Raw genomic sequence first — 16,505 nt, 5'->3', positions numbered from 1 at the left:
GGCAGCTCCTACATCGACCGCGTTCGACGAGACTACTGTAGGAGCTGTCGAGTGAAACGAGGCTGCGATCTTTTCTCAGGCAAAAAAAATCCCCGAACCAGTCGGGGATTTTTTATGTGCGATCAATCAGCCCGGGGGCGGATCAATCTTCGCGGTAGCGACGCAGCTTCAACTGCTTACCGGCAACGCGAGTGTCCTTCAGCTTGGTCAGCAGACGCTCCAGACCATCTTCCGGCAGCTCGACGAGGCTGAAGCTGTCACGCACCTGAATGCGACCGATGGCTTCACGCGCCAGACCACCTTCGTTGAGGATGGCGCCCAGCAGGTTCTTGGCAGCGATACCGTCACGCGCGCCCAGCGCGGTACGGCAACGAGCACGGCCTTCGGCCAGCGGGATCGGAGCACGACGCTCGCGGTCACCACGGTCCGGACGATCACCGGAACGCTCTGGACGATCGCCACGTGGTGCATTGTTCGGCACCAGTGGACGCTCTTTCTCGATTGCGGCCAGGGTCAGCGCTTGACCGTTGGTAGCCTTGCGCAGCAGGGCTGCGGCCAGGGCACGCGGGCTGCAACCGATGTCGGCAGTCAGACGATCCAGCAGATCACCGTGAGTCGACTCGGCATCACCTACCAGCGGCGACAGGCTGTTGGTCAGTTTCTTGATGCGGGCATCGAGAACAGCTTGAGCGTCCGGCAGGCGAACTTCGGCAACTTTCTGACCGGTAACACGCTCGATCACTTGCAGCATGCGGCGCTCACGAGGAGTGACCAGCAGCAGCGCGCGACCTTCGCGACCGGCACGGCCGGTACGGCCGATACGGTGAACGTAGGATTCCGGGTCGTACGGCATATCAACGTTGAACACGTGAGTGATACGCGGAACGTCCAGGCCACGAGCGGCAACGTCGGTCGCCACAACGATGTCCAGACGGCCATCCTTGAGGGATTCGATTACGCGCTCACGCTGGTTCTGAGCAATGTCACCGTTCAGCGCAGCAGCTTTGTAGCCTTTGGCTTCCAGGGCACTGGCCAGGTCCAGGGTCGCTTGCTTGGTGCGCACGAACATGATCAGGGCGTCGAAATCTTCCACTTCCAGCAAGCTGAGAACGGCAGAAGTCTTCTGGTCAGCGTGAACCAACAGGTGAGCCTGTTCGATCGCGGTAACGGTCTGAGTCTTGCTCTGGATCTTCACGTGCTTCGGATCGCGCAGGTGGCGTTCGGCGATGGCACGGATCGATTGCGGCAGGGTGGCCGAGAACAATACGGTCTGACGGGTTTCCGGCATGGCCTTGAAGATAACTTCCAGGTCGTCCATGAAGCCCAGTTTGAGCATTTCGTCCGCTTCGTCGAGAACCAGGTGGTTCACGGTAGTCAGGACTTTTTCGTCGCGACGCAGGTGGTCGCACAGACGACCCGGAGTGGCGACAACAATCTGTGCGCCATTACGGATTGCTTTCAATTGTGGGCCCATCGGCGCGCCGCCGTAGACAGCCACAACAGTTACGCCCGGCATTTGCTTGGCGTAGGTTTCGAAAGCGGTTGCAACTTGTAGCGCCAACTCACGAGTTGGGGCCAGGATCAGAGCTTGCGGCTCGCGCTTGGACGGATCAATGCGGTGCAGGATCGGCAGGGCAAAGGCAGCGGTTTTACCGGTACCGGTTTGCGCCTGGCCAATCATATCGTGACCGGCGAGAATGATCGGGATCGACTGCTGCTGAATGGCCGAAGGCTCTTCATAGCCGGTAGCGACTACTGCAGCGACAATATTAGGGTGAAGTTCAAGAGCGGCGAAGCCGCCGATTTCCTGGGTCATGGGTCTGCCTCTAAGTGCATCCGCAAAGACCCATGCTCCAAAGCTGCGCATGCCGTGTTGAGACTCAAGAGTCGCCCTGGCAGCTTTGTCGGCGGGGATTTGCGAAAACGAATGAATGAAAAGAATCGTCAAGGAAGAGTCCGCGGGGCGGACGTGCAGCCGAAGCTGGCTTCGGGGAATTGCGCTACCTAAACGCGGCCCGGTTAAAGGCCGGCGCGCACTATACCGGAATTCGGCAAAAAAGGGAGCTTTTTTTATCGGAAAAAACCGGCATACGCCGTTGTGTCACGGGCTTTGCGGATAATCGTACAACCGTCTATTTTGCAAAGGCCCGGCCCTGCTGACGATGGCGCTAAAACGGTTCACCCTTGCGACGCAGACCTTTGGTCTGACGCACCCTTCCCGCCCGAGGAAATGCTCCATGAATCAGCCCAGCCCCAGTCGTGTAACCCGTGAAAGACACGGTCATGTCCTGATGATCGGCCTGGATCGGGTGGCCAAGCGCAATGCCTTCGACCTCGACCTGCTCAACGCACTCAGCCTGGCCTATGGCGAATTCGAAGCCGACAGTGAGGCGCGGGTCGCGGTGGTGTTCGGCCATGGCGAGCATTTCACTGCCGGGCTCGACCTGGTCAGCGCCGGCGCAGCCCTGGCCGAAGGCTGGCAGGCACCGCCCGGCGGCTGCGATCCCTGGGGCGTGTTCGGCGGCCCCCGCGTCAGCAAACCGGTGATTGTCGCGGCGCAAGGCTACTGCCTGACCGCGGGCATCGAATTGATGCTGGCCGCCGACATCAACCTGTGCGCCAGCAATACCCGTTTTGCCCAAAAGGAAGTGCAGCGCGGACTCCTCCCGTTCGGCGGCGCCACCTTGCGCCTGCATCAGGTCGCCGGTTGGGGCAACGCCATGCGCTGGCTGCTCACCGGCGATGAATTCGATGCACATGACGCCTTGCATCTGGGCCTGGTGCAGGAAGTCATGGCCAGCGAGGACTTGCTGCCACGGGCGATCGAGTTGGCTGAGAGGATTGCGAGGCAGGCACCGCTGGGGGTTCAGGCGACGTTGATGTCTGCGCGACAGGCGCGCTACGAGGGTGAAATTGCTGCGGCCAAGGCATTGCCGGCGCTGGTGAAGAAACTGCTCAACAGCGAGGACGCCAAGGAGGGTGTGCGGTCGATGATCGAGAAGCGGCCGGGCGTCTTCAAAGGCTGCTGACAGATCGGCTTTTTGTGGCGAGGGAGCAAGCTCCCTTGCCACAGATGACCTCATCGCATTAAGTCGCTGGCCGAATATCCTTGATCAACGATTGCAACGAATACCCCAACCGCGGCGCCAAGCCTTCCGCGCGGGCGATCAGCCCTTCCATGTCCAGCTCCTGATCCAGCTCCGATGGCACGATCAGAATCACGTTGCCCTCCTTCACCGGCAGTTCCCAGTAATGCCGGTGATAGAGACCGCGCAACAACGCTGCGCCCAACGGCTTGCCGTCGTCGGTGGCCCACTGGTTGATCACCAGCCAGCCACCCGGATTCAAGCGTTTCTGACAGTTTTCCAGAAAGCTCCAGGCCAGATGCCCGACACCCGGCCCGACATCGGTATACAGGTCGACGAAAATCAGATCGGCCGGTTCAGCCGTATCGAGCAACTCCAGCGCATCGCCGACGCGGATGTACAGCCGCGGATCGTCATCCAGGCCCAGGTATTCGATAGCCAGGCGCGGTACGTCAGGGCGCAGCTCGATGGCTTCGACATCTTCCAGTGGCAGGAACTTCAAGCAAGCCTGGGTCAGTGTCCCGGCGCCAAGGCCGAGGAACAGCGCGCTTTCCGGCTGCTCGTGGCACAGCGCGCCAATCAGCATCGCGCGGGTGTAATCGTACTCGAGCCAGCTAGGGTCGGCGGTGAACACGCAGCTCTGTTCGATGGCGTCACCGAACTCCAGAAAACGGTAATCGGCCACTTCCAGCACGCGAATCACGCCGAACTCATCCTGCACCTCGGCGAGCAGATGCTCGACGCGCTCCTCAGTCATTTCGTCTCCTGATCGTTACCGGCCCCGGCAACACGATAAACCGCAACATAAAGCGGCAAAGGCGCGATTGTCCGCGAAGCGACGGGAGCAGGTCACGCACTAATTGCTGATAACATAACCGTCCGAGCGTAAAACACTAGAGACTGCGATGAGCCAACCCTGGAGCCCTGACAGCTGGCGCGCCCTGCCGATCCAGCAACAACCTCAATACCCCGACGCGACGCATTTGCTGCACGTCGAGCAAACCCTGGCGAGCTATCCGCCACTGGTGTTTGCCGGTGAAGCGCGGGAGTTGCGCCGTCAGTTTGCCGAAGTCACCCAGGGCCGGGCGTTTCTGTTGCAGGGCGGCGATTGCGCCGAAAGCTTCGCCGAATTCTCCGCCGCGAAAATTCGCGACACCTTTAAAGTGTTGCTGCAAATGGCGATCGTCATGACTTTCGCCGCCGGTTGCCCGGTAGTCAAAGTCGGACGCATGGCCGGTCAGTTCGCCAAACCCCGTTCGGCCAACGATGAAACCATCAATGGCGTGACGCTGCCGGCCTACCGTGGCGACATCGTCAACGGCATCGGTTTCGACGAAAAAAGCCGCGTGCCGGACCCGGATCGCCTGCTGCAGTCCTACCACCAGTCCACCGCGACCCTGAACCTGCTGCGCGCCTTTGCCCAGGGCGGCTTTGCCGACCTGCATCAGGTGCACAAATGGAACCTGGACTTCATCGCCAACTCGGCACTGGCCGAGAAATACAGCCACCTGGCCGATCGCATCGATGAAACCCTGGCCTTCATGCGCGCCTGCGGCATGGACAGCTCGCCGCAACTGCGCGAAACCAGCTTCTTCACCGCCCACGAAGCGCTGCTGCTGAACTACGAAGAAGCCTTCGTGCGTCGCGACAGCCTGACCAACGACTACTACGACTGCTCGGCCCACATGCTGTGGATCGGTGACCGTACCCGTCAACTGGACGGCGCTCACGTCGAATTCCTGCGTGGGGTGCATAACCCGATCGGGGTCAAGGTCGGCCCGAGCATGAACCCTGAAGACCTGATTCGCCTGATCGATGTGCTCAACCCAGACAACGACCCGGGTCGCCTGAACCTGATTGCGCGGATGGGCGCGAACAAAGTCGGCGATCACCTGCCACAGCTGATTCGCGCAGTGCAGCGCGAAGGCAAGCAAGTGCTTTGGAGCTCCGATCCGATGCACGGCAACACCATCAAGGCCAGCAGCGGCTACAAGACCCGCGACTTCGCACAGATCCTGGGCGAGGTGAAGCAGTTCTTCCAGGTTCACGAAGCGGAAGGCAGTTATGCCGGCGGCATCCACATCGAAATGACCGGGCAGAACGTCACCGAATGCATCGGCGGCGCGCGGCCGATTACCGAAGATGGGTTGTCGGATCGTTATCACACCCATTGCGACCCGCGGATGAATGCCGATCAGTCGCTGGAACTGGCGTTTTTGATTGCCGAGACCCTGAAACAGGTTCGGCGGTGAGTGCAGGAGCTGCCGCAGGCTGCGATCTTTTGATCTTGATCTTGTTTTGACTCAAGACCGCTAAAAGATCGCAGCCTGCGGCAGCTCCTACACGAAGGCGTCAGCTCAATCACCACCCATTTGAGCCAACGCCCCCCGCAACCTCGCCGCACTCGCCCGCGGGCAATTCAGCTGAAGCCGCTCAAGCCCCAACCAGCCCGCCATCCGCCGCAGATTGACCGCCAACGCCAGCATCCCTTCATCATCCAGCCCCGGCTCTTCCTCATGCACGGCATGCACCGCCAACCGGCCCGACGCTCGTTCGGCTCGCAAGTCGACCCGCGCAGCAATCCGCTCATTGTGCAAAAACGGCAAGACGTAATAGCCGTAGACGCGTTTGTGCTGCGGCGTATAAATCTCCAACCGATAACGGAAATCGAACAATCGCTCGGTACGGCTGCGTTCCCAGATCAGCGAATCGAATGGTGAAAGCAGCGCACTGGCCTCGACCTTGCGCGGCACCTTCGACTCAGCCAGGCAATAGGCCGGTTGCCGCCAGCCTTCAACCTCACAGACCAGCAGATCACCGCCCTCGACCAGTTCCGCCAGACGCGGCCGGCTGTCTGCCGGGTTCAAGCGAAAATAGTCCCGCAAGTCCTTTTCCGTGCCGACGCCCAACGCCGTGGCCGCATGCAGCAATAACCCGCGCTGGGCTTCGGCTTCACTGAGCAAGGGCTGCTGCAGAACCGTCGCAGGAAGCACCCGCTCCGGCAAATCATATAGCCGTTCGAACCCGCGCCGACTGGCCACGGTCACTTCACCGGCGGCGAACAACCATTCCAGCGCATGCTTTTCAGCGCTCCAGTCCCACCACGGCCCTGCCCGTTCCTGACGGGTCGACAGGCTGCCCGCCCCCAGCGCACCAAGCTCCTGGACCGACGCTAAAACACGGCGAATCGTGTCCTGCTGCTCACGACCGAAACGCGCCAGTTGCTGGTAGATATCTTCGCCACGGGCTGCGCGCTGCATGCGCCAGCGCATCAAGGGGTACATCGACAACGGTAATAACGAAGCTTCGTGGCCCCAATACTCGAATAACGTGCGCCGGCGGCCCTGACTCCAGGCAGCCTGATCGAGCAAGTCGGTTGAATAATTGCCAAGTCGGGAAAACACGGGAAGGTAGTGCGAACGCACCAATGCATTGACCGAATCGATCTGCAGAATGCCGAGCCGTTCGATCAGCCGGTTGAGCTGAACCGGTTTGATCGCCGCCGGCGGCTGGCGCCCGTTGAACCCTTGGGCAGCCAGCGCCAGACGCCGAGCCTGTTTGAGGGAAAAGGACAGTGTGGCGGGCATGAGCATCTCCTTGTCTGCTCGCAACCTACCTCACCCGAAAGTGGTTTGTGTAGCGATGGCATCATCATTTGTGCATCGGATCATCCCAGAACGGTCTTACTGCCTCATGCTCCACATCTGCGCGGCTCACGCCGATATCCTTCAGTGCTTCGTCGCTCAAGCTCGCCAGTAATTCACGTTCACGGTGAAGTTCGTACCAGCGACTAAACTTGTGCAGCAGATCGGATACCGCGTGGATTGAGAATTTTTGTTCCGTTACATGCTCGTTGTGACCTTTCATCGTGTAGCCCTCCTTTAGGGATGGATCCAGTCTCGCTGCAGCGCTAAGATCAATCCAACGAATGTTTCTGATGGCATACATCTCGGAGATTGATGAATGTCCGCCTACCCCAGTATCGACACCGATGTACTGCGCACCTTCGTCGCGATCGCCGATCAGGGCGGCTTTACCCGCGCAGGGGAAATGGTCAACCGCACCCAGTCGGCGGTGAGCATGCAGATGAAACGTCTGGAAGAGGACGTGTTGCAGCGCCAGCTGTTCGAACGCGACGGGCGCCAGGTCAAGCTGACCGCAGAAGGCCAGGTGTTGCTCGGCTATGCGCGGCGCATACTCAAACTCCACAGCGAAGTCTTCAATACCCTGCGCGAGCCGCACATGGTCGGCACGGTGCGCATCGGCACGCCCGACGATTACGTGATGCGCTTTCTGCCGGGCATCCTGTCGCGCTTCGCGCAGTTCTACCCGCTGATCCAGATCGAGGTTCATTGCGAATCGACCCGGCAACTGTTGCAGCGCCAGGACCTGGACCTGTCCATCGTCACCCGCGAGCCGGGTAACGAGATCGGCCAGTTGTTGCGCAAGGAGCGTTTTGTCTGGGCCGAAGCCCAATGCTTCAACGCCCACGAGCAGACGCCGCTGCCGCTGGCGATGTTCAACAGTGATTGTTTCTGCCGCGTCTGGGCGTGCAATGCGCTGGACGCCATGGGCCGCGATTACCGCATTGCCTACAACAGCTCCAGCCTGTCGGCATTGATGGCAGTGGTCAGCGCAGGGCTAGCGATCACCGCGCAACTGGAAAGCCTGATCACGCCGGACATGCGCATCCTCGGCGCCGACCAGGACCTGCCCCTGCTGCCGGAAGCCAGCATCATGCTGATCCGCAACCTGAACAACCCTTCACCGATCACCGAATGCCTGGCCGAACACATCATCGAAGGCTTCAAACTTTAAAGGCGAGCATCACCGCGCAGCACACCAGAAACCCACAGAACAGCCCGCGCAACAGCCGCTCCGGCAGTGCGTGGGCGATTCTCACGCCCCAACTGATGCTCATCAATCCACCGACCGCCAACGGTATACCGATCGCCCAGTGCACCTGATGGTGCACCGCATAAGTCGCCAACGTGACGCCCGTGCTCGGCAATGCCAGCGCCAGCGACAAGCCCTGGGCAACCACCTGGCTAGTACCGAACAGACTGGTCAACACCGGCGTGGCCACCACCGCCCCACCCACGCCAAACAACCCGCCCATGGTCCCGGAAGCCGCGCCGAGCACACCCAGCCACGGCCATGAATAATGCATCTGTGAAGACGCCGGCGCGGTGGCGGTGAACATTCGCATCAGGTTGTAGGCCGACAGCGCGACCAGGAACGCGACAAAACCCACGCGCATGGTTTGCGCATCGATGCCCACCGCCCAGATCGAACCGATCCAGGCGAAGCAGAATCCCATCGAAGCCAATGGCAGCGCATGACGCAATTCGATGCGATTGCGTTGGTGATAGCGCCATAGCGCCAGCATCACGTTCGGCACCACCATCACCAGCGCCGTGCCTTGGGCGACCTGCTGATCGAGACCGCACCACACGCCCAGCAGCGGAATCGCCACCAACCCGCCACCAATGCCGAATAGCCCGCCAAGGGTGCCCAGGGCAGCGCCAAAAACCAGGTACATCACGAACTCAATCACAGGCGGTATTCCTCTTGTCAGGCTGTTCATCCTACGCAGTCGGCTCTGGCGGGGAAACGCACAGCAACGCACAATGGCTATGCCAAATTCGCACAAGCGTTGACGAAGCCATGAACCCCAACCAATTGACCGAACAACTCGGACTGTTTCTGGATGTGCTGGAGACCGGCAGTTTTTCCGCTGCATCCCGCCGTCATCCCCTGACACCATCAGCCGTCGCGCGACGCATCGACAGCCTGGAAAGCGCCGTCGGCAGTCAGCTGTTCATTCGCAGCACCCACGCGGTGCGGGCTACCCCGGCAGGTTTGGCCTTTGCCGAGCGCGCGCGGCGGATCGTCGCGGAGCTGCGGCTGGCGCGGGCAGAAGCGGTGTCCCTGAGCAATGCGCCGGAAGGCTTGATTCGGGTCGATGCGCCGGCAGCGTTCGGACGACGCCATCTGGCGCCGGTGATTGCCGACTTCCTGACCCTTTACCCCGGCCTCGACGTGCAATTGCACCTGATCGACAGCTTTGTCGACATGCAGGGTTCGAACCTGGGCAAGGTCGACCTGGTGCTGCGTGCCGGGCAAATGGCCGATACCCGGCTGGTGGCCACGCCGCTGGCGAGCATGGTGCGCATCGCCTGCGCCAGCCCCGATTACCTGCAACGCCGTGGCGTGCCGACCGAGCCGGCGCAATTGGTCGACCACGACGGCCTGGATTGGGACGGCCTGGCTCCGCCGTTCGCCTGGCGCTTCGAGCGGGATGGGCAGATGCACTTGCACCGGCCTACGCGAATCCGCATGAGCGCCAACAACGCCGAGGCGCTGGTCTGCGGCGCACTGGCCGGGCTGGGTGTCGCGCATCTGCCGACCTGGCTGGCCAGTGAATATTTATTGCGCGGCGAACTGCTGCCGCTGTTCTGCGAAAAAGGTCTGCCAAAACCGGAAACCACCGGAATTTATGCGTTACGCCTGGAGCAGCAGCCCAGTTCGCGTAGCCGCTTGCTGCTGGAATACCTGAAGACCCGTTTCAGCCCCATCCCACCGTGGGATCTGGCGCTGCAAACCAACCTGGACCGCCACTAGTCCATAATTATCTGGCGCATTAAAGATTCGCCCGCTAGATTCATGACGATCACTGATCAAGGCGTTGAAATGAACACCGAGCGCGACACCCCGGACAACTGCGATAACCTGCTGCTGGATAATCAGGTCTGCTTCGCCCTGCATTCCACTTCATTGCTGATGACCAAGGTTTACAAGCCGCTGTTGCAAGCGCTGGGCCTGACGTATCCGCAGTACCTGGCAATGATGGTGTTGTGGGAAAAGGACGGGCTGACGGTCGGCGAAATCAGCAGCCGACTGCTGACCGATCCCGGCTCCCTCACCCCGCTGCTCAAACGCCTGGAAGCCGAAGGCCTGCTGAGCCGCACCCGCAGCCGCGAAGACGAACGGGTGGTGATTGTCGAACTCACCGAGCAAGGCCATGCGCTGCGAGACAAAGCGCGCGATATTCCGCAGTGCATCCTCGGCGCCAGCGGGCAGACGCTGGAGCAGTTGAAGAAGCTGCAAGCGGATCTCCAGGAGCTGCGCAGCCACCTGCAAGACAGCCTTTAGACCGCGTTATCGTTCTTCGCGGGCAAGTCGGATCGCCCGCGAAGGCGTCCTCCCCGTCGCAAAAAATTCACTTCGCATAAATCCCGCACGAAAGCCTCTATCTCAAGCATCTCCCGCCTGATCGAATCTCCAGGTGATGGGCAGGGTCAGTTTTTTTCAAAAATTTATATTGCGCGCTAAATATTAGCGAGCTACATTCACTTCGCACTTACTTAGCGCGCAAACATTTAGCGCGAAACACCCAATCCAAAGCGAGGCTCACACCATGCAAACTCTCTACACCGCAATCGCAACCTCCACCGGCGGCCGTGACGGTCGTTCGATCTCCAGCGACAACGTCCTCGACGTCAAACTCGCGACCCCGAAAGAACTCGGTGGCGCCGGCGGTGCGGCAACCAACCCTGAACAACTGTTCGCCGCCGGCTATTCCGCCTGCTTCATCGGCGCGCTGAAATTCGTCGCCAGCCAGACCAAACGCAAAATCCCCGACGACGCATCGATCACCGCCCATGTCGGCATCGGCCAGATCCCTGGCGGTTTCGGTCTGGACATCGACCTGCACATCAGCCTGCCGGGCCTTGAACAAGCCGATGCACAAAGCCTGGTCGACGCCGCCCACCAGGTATGTCCGTACTCCAACGCCACCCGTGGCAACGTCGATGTACGCCTGCACGTTGCCGTTTAATCACTGAGTAGAAGATCGCAGCCTCGTTTCACTCGACAGCTCCTACAGGGAATCAATCAAACCCTTGTAGGAGCTGTCGAGTGAAACGAGGCTGCGATCTGTTGATCTTGATCATTCGCCCACAAAAAAGCCCGACTCAATGGTCGGGCTTTTTCATTCCTCAAGCGGTGCTTATTTAGCACGGCCTTTGTAGGAACCGCCTTCGCGGGTATCGATCTCGATCATGTCGCCGATTTCGATGAAGTCAGCAACCGACAGCTCGGTACCGTTCTTCAGTTTGGCAGGCTTCATCACCTTGCCGGAAGTATCACCGCGAGCGGAGCCTTCGGTGTAGTCAACCTGACGCACGATAGTGGTCGGCAGTTCTACGGAAACCAGACGCTCTTCGAAGAAGATCGCTTCGCAAACATCGGTCATGCCTTCTTCAACGAAAGGCAGAACGGCTTCGATGTCTTCAGCGTTCAGCTCGTACATGGTGTAGTCAGTGGTGTCCATGAACGTGTAGGAGTCGCCGCTGATGAAGGACAGGGTCGCTTCTTTGCGGTCGAGGATCACGTCGTCCAGTTTGTCGTCGGCGCTGTAAACGGTTTCGGTCTTGTAACCGGTCAACAGGTTTTTCAGCTTGGTCTTCATGATCGCGCTGTTACGACCCGACTTGGTGAATTCAGCTTTCTGAACCAGCCAAGGATCGTTGTCGATACGGATCACCATACCGGGTTTCAGTTCTTTACCAGTTTTCATTGCGAATATCCGAATTTGGATGGGATTTACAAAAATCTAGGCCGCGTATCATATCCAATTTAGGTAAAACTGTACCAGCGCTGCGGCAAGATCTGCCTGCAAGGCTTGTTCCAGACACCACGCCTCGGCATGTTTTTCCAGTTCCGGCCAATGTTTGCGGGTTGATTTCCAGTACTCGCCCATTGTCTCACCTGCATTCCATGCCCGCCATAGACCGCTGATCGCCTCGCCAGCCGGTTTGGACAGGCCTTGGGTGTACAGGGTCAGGAAGGCGTCGAGCTTGTCCAGGTGGATATCTTCGTCCTGCCGATAGATGTGCCAGAGCAGTGGCCGGCCTGCCCATTGCGCGCGAACAAAGGAATCTTCGCCGCGCACGGCGTTGAAATCGCAGCTCCACAGCAACAGGTCATATTGATCCTGCCGGACGAACGGCAGCACTTGCACGGTCAGGGCATCGCGCACATGCACCGCGCCGGCCGTCAGCCCGTCCACTGCGAGCCAGCGTTCGACGTCGCCGAGAATCCGCCCCTCGGGCACCAACAGATGAGTGGGCGTCGAGTCGGCAGCCATGGCGTCGAGCCAACTGGCCAACCCGTTGTTCTCGTAGGCGAACAGCGAGATCAGCTGTGCATTCGGGGCGCGTTCAACCCCCAGGCCTTGCAGGAATTCTCGCTGAGCCTCGGGACTTTGCTGAAACTGCCGACGCCGCTCGAGCAATCCCCTCTCACGCAGCAAGCCACCGGTACCCTTGCGAAAACCCGGGAAGAAAAAGAACTTCTGCACGTTCTTGTACTTCACCGACGGCAAGCCGTGACAACCGACGACCCAGTCTTCGGCGCTCAGATAATCGAGGTTCATCCACAGCGGCGGCTTTTCCCGCTCGGCCATCGCCTCCATATAAGCACTCGGCAACTGGCAGGCGAACGCGGCGATAACGACATCCGCGGCTTCGGTGGGTTGCCAGTGCGCTGACCACTGCCGCACCTCGACACCCTGCTGCCACTGCTGCGTAGCGTGGATGTCGATTTCCGGACACAACCGCTCGAAGGCCCGCAGGTCATCGACCCACAAGCGCACCGTCACTGAATGTTCGGCCACCAGTTGGCGGGCCAGACGCCAGGTCACACCGATGTCGCCGAAATTGTCGACCACGGTGCAAAAAATATCCCAGCGGGTTTTCATTTCAGGCATTCCAGGTTCCCGTTGGCAAAAGCGCCGATTGTCCGCATAAATTACCCCGCGCAGAAGAGCCGACGACGATTAATCTTCGTGCGACAATCGCCACTCGCCCGCGACCACCCGCCAGGAGGCAGTCATGCCCTACCGTCCCCACCCGCGCCGCTCCATGCCGATCCAGCTCAATGCGCTGCAACTGACCGGCAGCATCGCCCTCGGTTTGTGGCTGGGATTTATCGCGATCGCACTGACTTGCTGGCTCGCCTGGCGCCTGTTGTTCAACGAGCAATTGGCACCCTTGGCCCAGGCGGTGGAGCAACTGGCCAAGCCGCCGGTGATTGAACAACCCGCTGCGCAAAACCCGATGTTCGAACAGTACGAGGAACACCTGCGCAGGAACGATCAGCAGCAAATGGTGGAACAGGCCAGAAGCAGCAAACACAATCTGGCCAATCCAAAATGTCAGTTCTGGCTGCAACAGGACCAGACCGCGCCGAGCGAAAAAAGCCGCGCCAACGTCCTGCAATTCTGTGATTGATCATGAAGCTCTCTATGCACAAGCCGACCGTCCACCAACTGATTATCGACAAGCTGCGGATTGATCTCGACATCGCCGAGCGTGCCGCGCAAACCGCTTACGAAACCGCGACCCACGAAGAAAACATAGCCGAAAACAAGTACGACACCCTGGGGCTGGAGGCGTCTTATCTGGCGGCCGGACAGGCCAGGCGGGTGGAGGAAATCAGGCTGTCATTGACCCTTTGCCAGAACCTGACACTGCGGCCTTATGACGAGCGGCGCGGCATCGAAGTCGGCGCCCTGCTCGGCCTGGAGGATGAAAAAGGTCGCGAACAATGGCTGTTCCTGGCCCCCGACGCAGCCGGGTTGAAGGTTGATCTGGTGGGGCAACTGATTACCGTCATCACCCCTCGCTCGCCGCTGGGCAAAAGCCTGCTGGGCAAGTTCGAAGGGGATGAAGTGGAGATTCTGGTGGCGGGCGCTCGGCAACAGTTTGCTGTCACCGAGGTGGTCTAGCGTCTGTTGACGCTTAATGGACCGGCAGTTCGACGCCGTCGAACAGCTCTTCCAGTTCCTGTTTGTTGTGGCACTGAATGGCCTTGGCCATCACTTCGCGGGTCAGGTGCGGAGCGAACTTCTCGATAAAGTCGCACATGAAGCCACGCAGGAAAGTGCCGCGACGGAAACCGATTTTGGTAATGCTGGATTCGAATAACTCGCTGGCATCGAGCACCACCAGGTCGCTATCGAGCTTGGTATCGACTGCCATTTTCGCCACGATACCCACGCCCAGCCCCAGGCGAACGTACGTCTTGATCACGTCGGCGTCAGCGGCGGTGAACACCACTTTCGGTGTCAGGCCACGGTGGCTGAAGGCTTCGTCGAGTTTCGAACGGCCGGTGAAACCGAATACGTACGTCACGATCGGGTATTCGGCCAGGGCTTCGAGGGTCAGCTTCGACAGCTTGGTCAACGGATGGCCTTGAGGTACGACCACGCAGCGGTTCCAGCGATAGCACGGCATCATCACCAGGTCACCGAACAGCTCCAGGGCTTCGGTGGCGATGGCAAAATCGACGGTGCCGTCCGCAGCCATCTCGGCGATCTGCATCGGCGAACCCTGGTGCATGTGCAGGGCAACGTCCGGGTATTGCTTGATGAAATTGCTGATCACCGGCGGCAATGCATAACGCGCCTGGGTGTGGGTGGTGGCGATCGACAGGGTGCCTTTTTTCTCGTTGGAGAATTCCTGGGCGATCTGTTTGATGCTTTCAACTTTGCGCAGGATCTCACCGGCGGTGGTGATGATGCGCTCGCCGGCCGGGGTAACGCGGGTCAGATGCTTGCCGCTGCGGGCGAAAACCTCGACCCCCAATTCGTCTTCCAGCAGACGAATCTGTTTGCTGATGCCCGGTTGCGAGGTGTAGAGGCTTTGGGCTGTAGCAGAAACGTTGAGGTCGTGGTGCGCCACTTCCCAGATGTAGCGCAGTTGTTGAAGCTTCATATGAATCCCTCAAAGCAGGTAGACGCCACGGGCATCAGCGACGGTATATAACTATATTAATGGTTAGACCAATAAATCTAGAACTTTTTTGTCAAAATGCCATTATTCGTGTTCTAGCGATCCTCTTTGCGGCGACGCTCTACCAGCGGCACCAAATAGACCGGTACCCTGGCCAGTTGCAACACGCGCGCAGCGGTTCGACCCAACGGCGTTTCCGCGCCAGCACCATGGCTGTGACTCCCTACGATCAGCAAATCGACAGAGAGTTTCTGCGCCTGGTCGAGAATCACCTGCGACGGATCGCCCTGCAGCACCCGCACAGCCTGAATCCGCTGCAAATCCTGCTCTCCTTCATCCCCCAGCTCTTCGCGAAAGTTGTCGAGCACCCGTTGCTGAATATTGGCGATCACATTGTTCAGACCCTGACTGTGAAATTCGTTCAAGGCCTTCTCGTCGAGATAGCTCTGCAACACGGATTCGGCAAACAGCCCCATGGGCTCTACCGCGTGCACCACATACAAGTCGGCATTGAATGTTCGAGCCAGTTCCAAGGCATGCTGCATCACCAATGGTGCGTACAGACCCAAGTCAGTGGCATACAGCATCGAACGAATCATATGACCTCCTCGAATGCCAACATGGCGGAGATTGATTCAGCTTAGCAGTGCCGTGGCGAGTGCGGCGTCCGGCGCAACGCATTGAACCGCCGGGTTTTAAACCGACGGCTCGTTACTGATGCCATGGGGCACATGCCCGGTGGCGACCACTTCACGGGCCAGCTCGCAATGGCCTGCCTGATCGTCGAAAAATACGTCGGCGGCAAAGGCTTCGAGAAAAGCCGATTTGGTCAGGCCGCCAAGAAACAGCGATTCATCCAGACGAATGTCCCATTCGCGCAAGGTGCGGATCACCCGTTCATGGGCCGGTGCCGATCGCGCGGTCACCAGAGCGGTGCGGATCGGACAGGCATCATCGGGGAACTCACGCTGCAACAGATTGAGCGCCGCGAGGAAGCCTTTGAACGGCCCGCCACGCAAAGGCTCGCGGGCCGCCTCACGCTCGCTGGCCTGAAACGCCGCCAGGCCTCCCGACTGATAGACCCGCTCCGACTCGTCGGAAAACAGCACCGCGTCACCGTCGAAAGCAATGCGCAATTCATCGCTGGCAGCGCGACTGGCACCGCCCGATAGAATAGTCGCTGCGGCGAATCCGGCCTCCAGCGCATTGCGCACATCTTCGGCATGGGTCGAAAGAAACAGGTCGCAACCAAAAGCCTTGAGGTACGGATAAGGACTGCGCCCGCCGACGAACGCCGCACGCGAGATCGACAGGCCATAGTGATGAATCGAGTTGAAAACCCGCAGGCCGGTGTCGGCGCTGTTGCGCGACACCAGGATCACCTCGACCCGGGCACGGCCGAGACGGGTATTCAGGTTCAGGAGTTTTTCCACCAACGGGAATGCATCGCCGGGCTCGAGAATTTCGTCTTCGTGTTCGATCTGGTACTGCCGATAAGCCTCGACGCCGCTCGACAGATAGACCTTGTGGCTCTCGCTCAAGTCGAACAGCGCTCGCGAAGAAATCGCCAGCACCAGTTTGTCGTCTATGACATTTGCCATGCCCTTCCCCCTTCTTGACC

At 59.7% G+C, this 16,505-nt stretch carries 18 protein-coding genes; 8 read left to right on the top strand and 10 right to left on the bottom strand.

The window, feature by feature from the left end; all coding sequences use genetic code 11:
• Nucleotides 1-142: 142 nt before the first annotated feature.
• Nucleotides 143-1,816 (bottom strand): DEAD/DEAH box helicase, encoded by a 1,674-nt coding sequence (locus LOY36_RS08260; RefSeq protein WP_007940012.1) that lies wholly within the window; start codon nt 1,814-1,816, stop codon nt 143-145.
• Nucleotides 1,817-2,237: 421 nt separating this feature from the next.
• On the opposite strand from LOY36_RS08260, the gene LOY36_RS08255 reads away from it, so the two are divergent.
• Complete coding sequence (locus LOY36_RS08255) at nt 2,238-3,029, top strand: crotonase/enoyl-CoA hydratase family protein (RefSeq protein ID WP_258672890.1); 792 nt, start codon at nt 2,238-2,240, stop codon at nt 3,027-3,029.
• A gap of 58 nt (nt 3,030-3,087) precedes the next feature.
• Here LOY36_RS08255 and LOY36_RS08250 read toward each other — a convergent pair whose 3' ends face one another.
• Nucleotides 3,088-3,843: a spermidine synthase gene (locus LOY36_RS08250; RefSeq protein ID WP_007940010.1), complete on the bottom strand. Its 756-nt coding sequence runs from the start codon at nt 3,841-3,843 to the stop codon at nt 3,088-3,090.
• A gap of 148 nt (nt 3,844-3,991) precedes the next feature.
• Here LOY36_RS08250 and LOY36_RS08245 point away from each other — a divergent pair, with 148 nt between their 5' ends.
• Nucleotides 3,992-5,338, top strand: coding sequence for a class II 3-deoxy-7-phosphoheptulonate synthase (locus LOY36_RS08245; protein ID WP_258672889.1), 1,347 nt, complete (start codon nt 3,992-3,994; stop codon nt 5,336-5,338).
• A gap of 105 nt (nt 5,339-5,443) precedes the next feature.
• Here LOY36_RS08245 and LOY36_RS08240 read toward each other — a convergent pair whose 3' ends face one another.
• Both LOY36_RS08240 and LOY36_RS08235 read right to left on the bottom strand, forming a co-directional pair.
• Complete coding sequence (locus LOY36_RS08240) at nt 5,444-6,673, bottom strand: winged helix-turn-helix domain-containing protein (protein WP_258672888.1); 1,230 nt, start codon at nt 6,671-6,673, stop codon at nt 5,444-5,446.
• A gap of 64 nt (nt 6,674-6,737) precedes the next feature.
• Nucleotides 6,738-6,953, bottom strand: a complete 216-nt coding sequence (locus tag LOY36_RS08235; RefSeq protein ID WP_018930023.1) for a DUF1127 domain-containing protein — start codon at nt 6,951-6,953, stop codon at nt 6,738-6,740.
• A 96-nt stretch (nt 6,954-7,049) separates the two neighbouring features.
• On the opposite strand from LOY36_RS08235, the gene LOY36_RS08230 reads away from it, so the two are divergent.
• Complete coding sequence (locus tag LOY36_RS08230; RefSeq protein ID WP_019650550.1) at nt 7,050-7,904, top strand: LysR substrate-binding domain-containing protein; 855 nt, start codon at nt 7,050-7,052, stop codon at nt 7,902-7,904.
• Here the strand turns inward: LOY36_RS08230 and LOY36_RS08225 are convergent.
• The gene (locus LOY36_RS08225) at nt 7,894-8,628 is read right to left on the bottom strand and encodes a sulfite exporter TauE/SafE family protein (RefSeq protein ID WP_258674152.1); all 735 of its coding nucleotides are present in this window, start codon (nt 8,626-8,628) and stop codon (nt 7,894-7,896) included. The genes LOY36_RS08230 and LOY36_RS08225 overlap by 11 nt on opposite strands.
• 125 nt (nt 8,629-8,753) lie before the next feature.
• Between LOY36_RS08225 and LOY36_RS08220 the strand changes: the two genes are divergently transcribed.
• The 3 genes from LOY36_RS08220 (at nt 8,754) to LOY36_RS08210 (ending at nt 10,926) form a co-directional block, all read left to right on the top strand.
• Nucleotides 8,754-9,710: a LysR family transcriptional regulator gene (locus LOY36_RS08220; protein WP_258672887.1), complete on the top strand. Its 957-nt coding sequence runs from the start codon at nt 8,754-8,756 to the stop codon at nt 9,708-9,710.
• A gap of 69 nt (nt 9,711-9,779) precedes the next feature.
• The gene (locus LOY36_RS08215; protein ID WP_026286713.1) at nt 9,780-10,241 is read left to right on the top strand and encodes a MarR family winged helix-turn-helix transcriptional regulator; all 462 of its coding nucleotides are present in this window, start codon (nt 9,780-9,782) and stop codon (nt 10,239-10,241) included.
• A 265-nt stretch (nt 10,242-10,506) separates the two neighbouring features.
• Nucleotides 10,507-10,926 (top strand): organic hydroperoxide resistance protein, encoded by a 420-nt coding sequence (locus LOY36_RS08210; RefSeq protein WP_018930027.1) that lies wholly within the window; start codon nt 10,507-10,509, stop codon nt 10,924-10,926.
• Nucleotides 10,927-11,097: 171 nt separating this feature from the next.
• Here the strand turns inward: LOY36_RS08210 and LOY36_RS08205 are convergent, their stop codons facing one another.
• Nucleotides 11,098-11,667, bottom strand: a complete 570-nt coding sequence (locus LOY36_RS08205) for an elongation factor P (protein WP_007940000.1) — start codon at nt 11,665-11,667, stop codon at nt 11,098-11,100.
• Between the two features lie 48 nt (nt 11,668-11,715).
• Nucleotides 11,716-12,858, bottom strand: a complete 1,143-nt coding sequence (gene earP, locus LOY36_RS08200) for an elongation factor P maturation arginine rhamnosyltransferase EarP (RefSeq protein WP_111455031.1) — start codon at nt 12,856-12,858, stop codon at nt 11,716-11,718.
• 124 nt (nt 12,859-12,982) lie between these two features.
• Here earP and LOY36_RS08195 point away from each other — a divergent pair, with 124 nt between their 5' ends.
• Entirely contained in the window at nt 12,983-13,381 is a 399-nt protein-coding gene (locus LOY36_RS08195) for a hypothetical protein (protein ID WP_007939998.1), read from the top strand.
• Nucleotides 13,382-13,395: 14 nt separating this feature from the next.
• Nucleotides 13,396-13,878, top strand: coding sequence for a GreA/GreB family elongation factor (locus LOY36_RS08190; RefSeq protein ID WP_033064117.1), 483 nt, complete (start codon nt 13,396-13,398; stop codon nt 13,876-13,878).
• A gap of 13 nt (nt 13,879-13,891) precedes the next feature.
• Here the strand turns inward: LOY36_RS08190 and cysB are convergent, their stop codons facing one another.
• The 3 genes from cysB to LOY36_RS08175 form a co-directional block, all read right to left on the bottom strand.
• Entirely contained in the window at nt 13,892-14,866 is a 975-nt protein-coding gene (gene cysB / locus LOY36_RS08185) for an HTH-type transcriptional regulator CysB (RefSeq protein WP_007899921.1), read from the bottom strand.
• 113 nt (nt 14,867-14,979) lie between these two features.
• Complete coding sequence (locus LOY36_RS08180) at nt 14,980-15,483, bottom strand: universal stress protein (RefSeq protein WP_007939995.1); 504 nt, start codon at nt 15,481-15,483, stop codon at nt 14,980-14,982.
• 96 nt (nt 15,484-15,579) lie between these two features.
• Nucleotides 15,580-16,485 carry a 5'-nucleotidase gene (locus tag LOY36_RS08175; RefSeq protein WP_018929795.1) on the bottom strand — a complete coding sequence of 302 codons (906 nt, stop codon included), beginning with the start codon at nt 16,483-16,485 and terminating at the stop codon, nt 15,580-15,582.
• Nucleotides 16,486-16,505 lie beyond the last annotated feature (20 nt).

The sequence above is a fragment of the Pseudomonas sp. B21-019 genome (assembly GCF_024749225.1).
GTDB lineage: Bacteria > Pseudomonadota > Gammaproteobacteria > Pseudomonadales > Pseudomonadaceae > Aquipseudomonas.
This window is presented reverse-complemented; position numbering and strand designations above follow the sequence as displayed.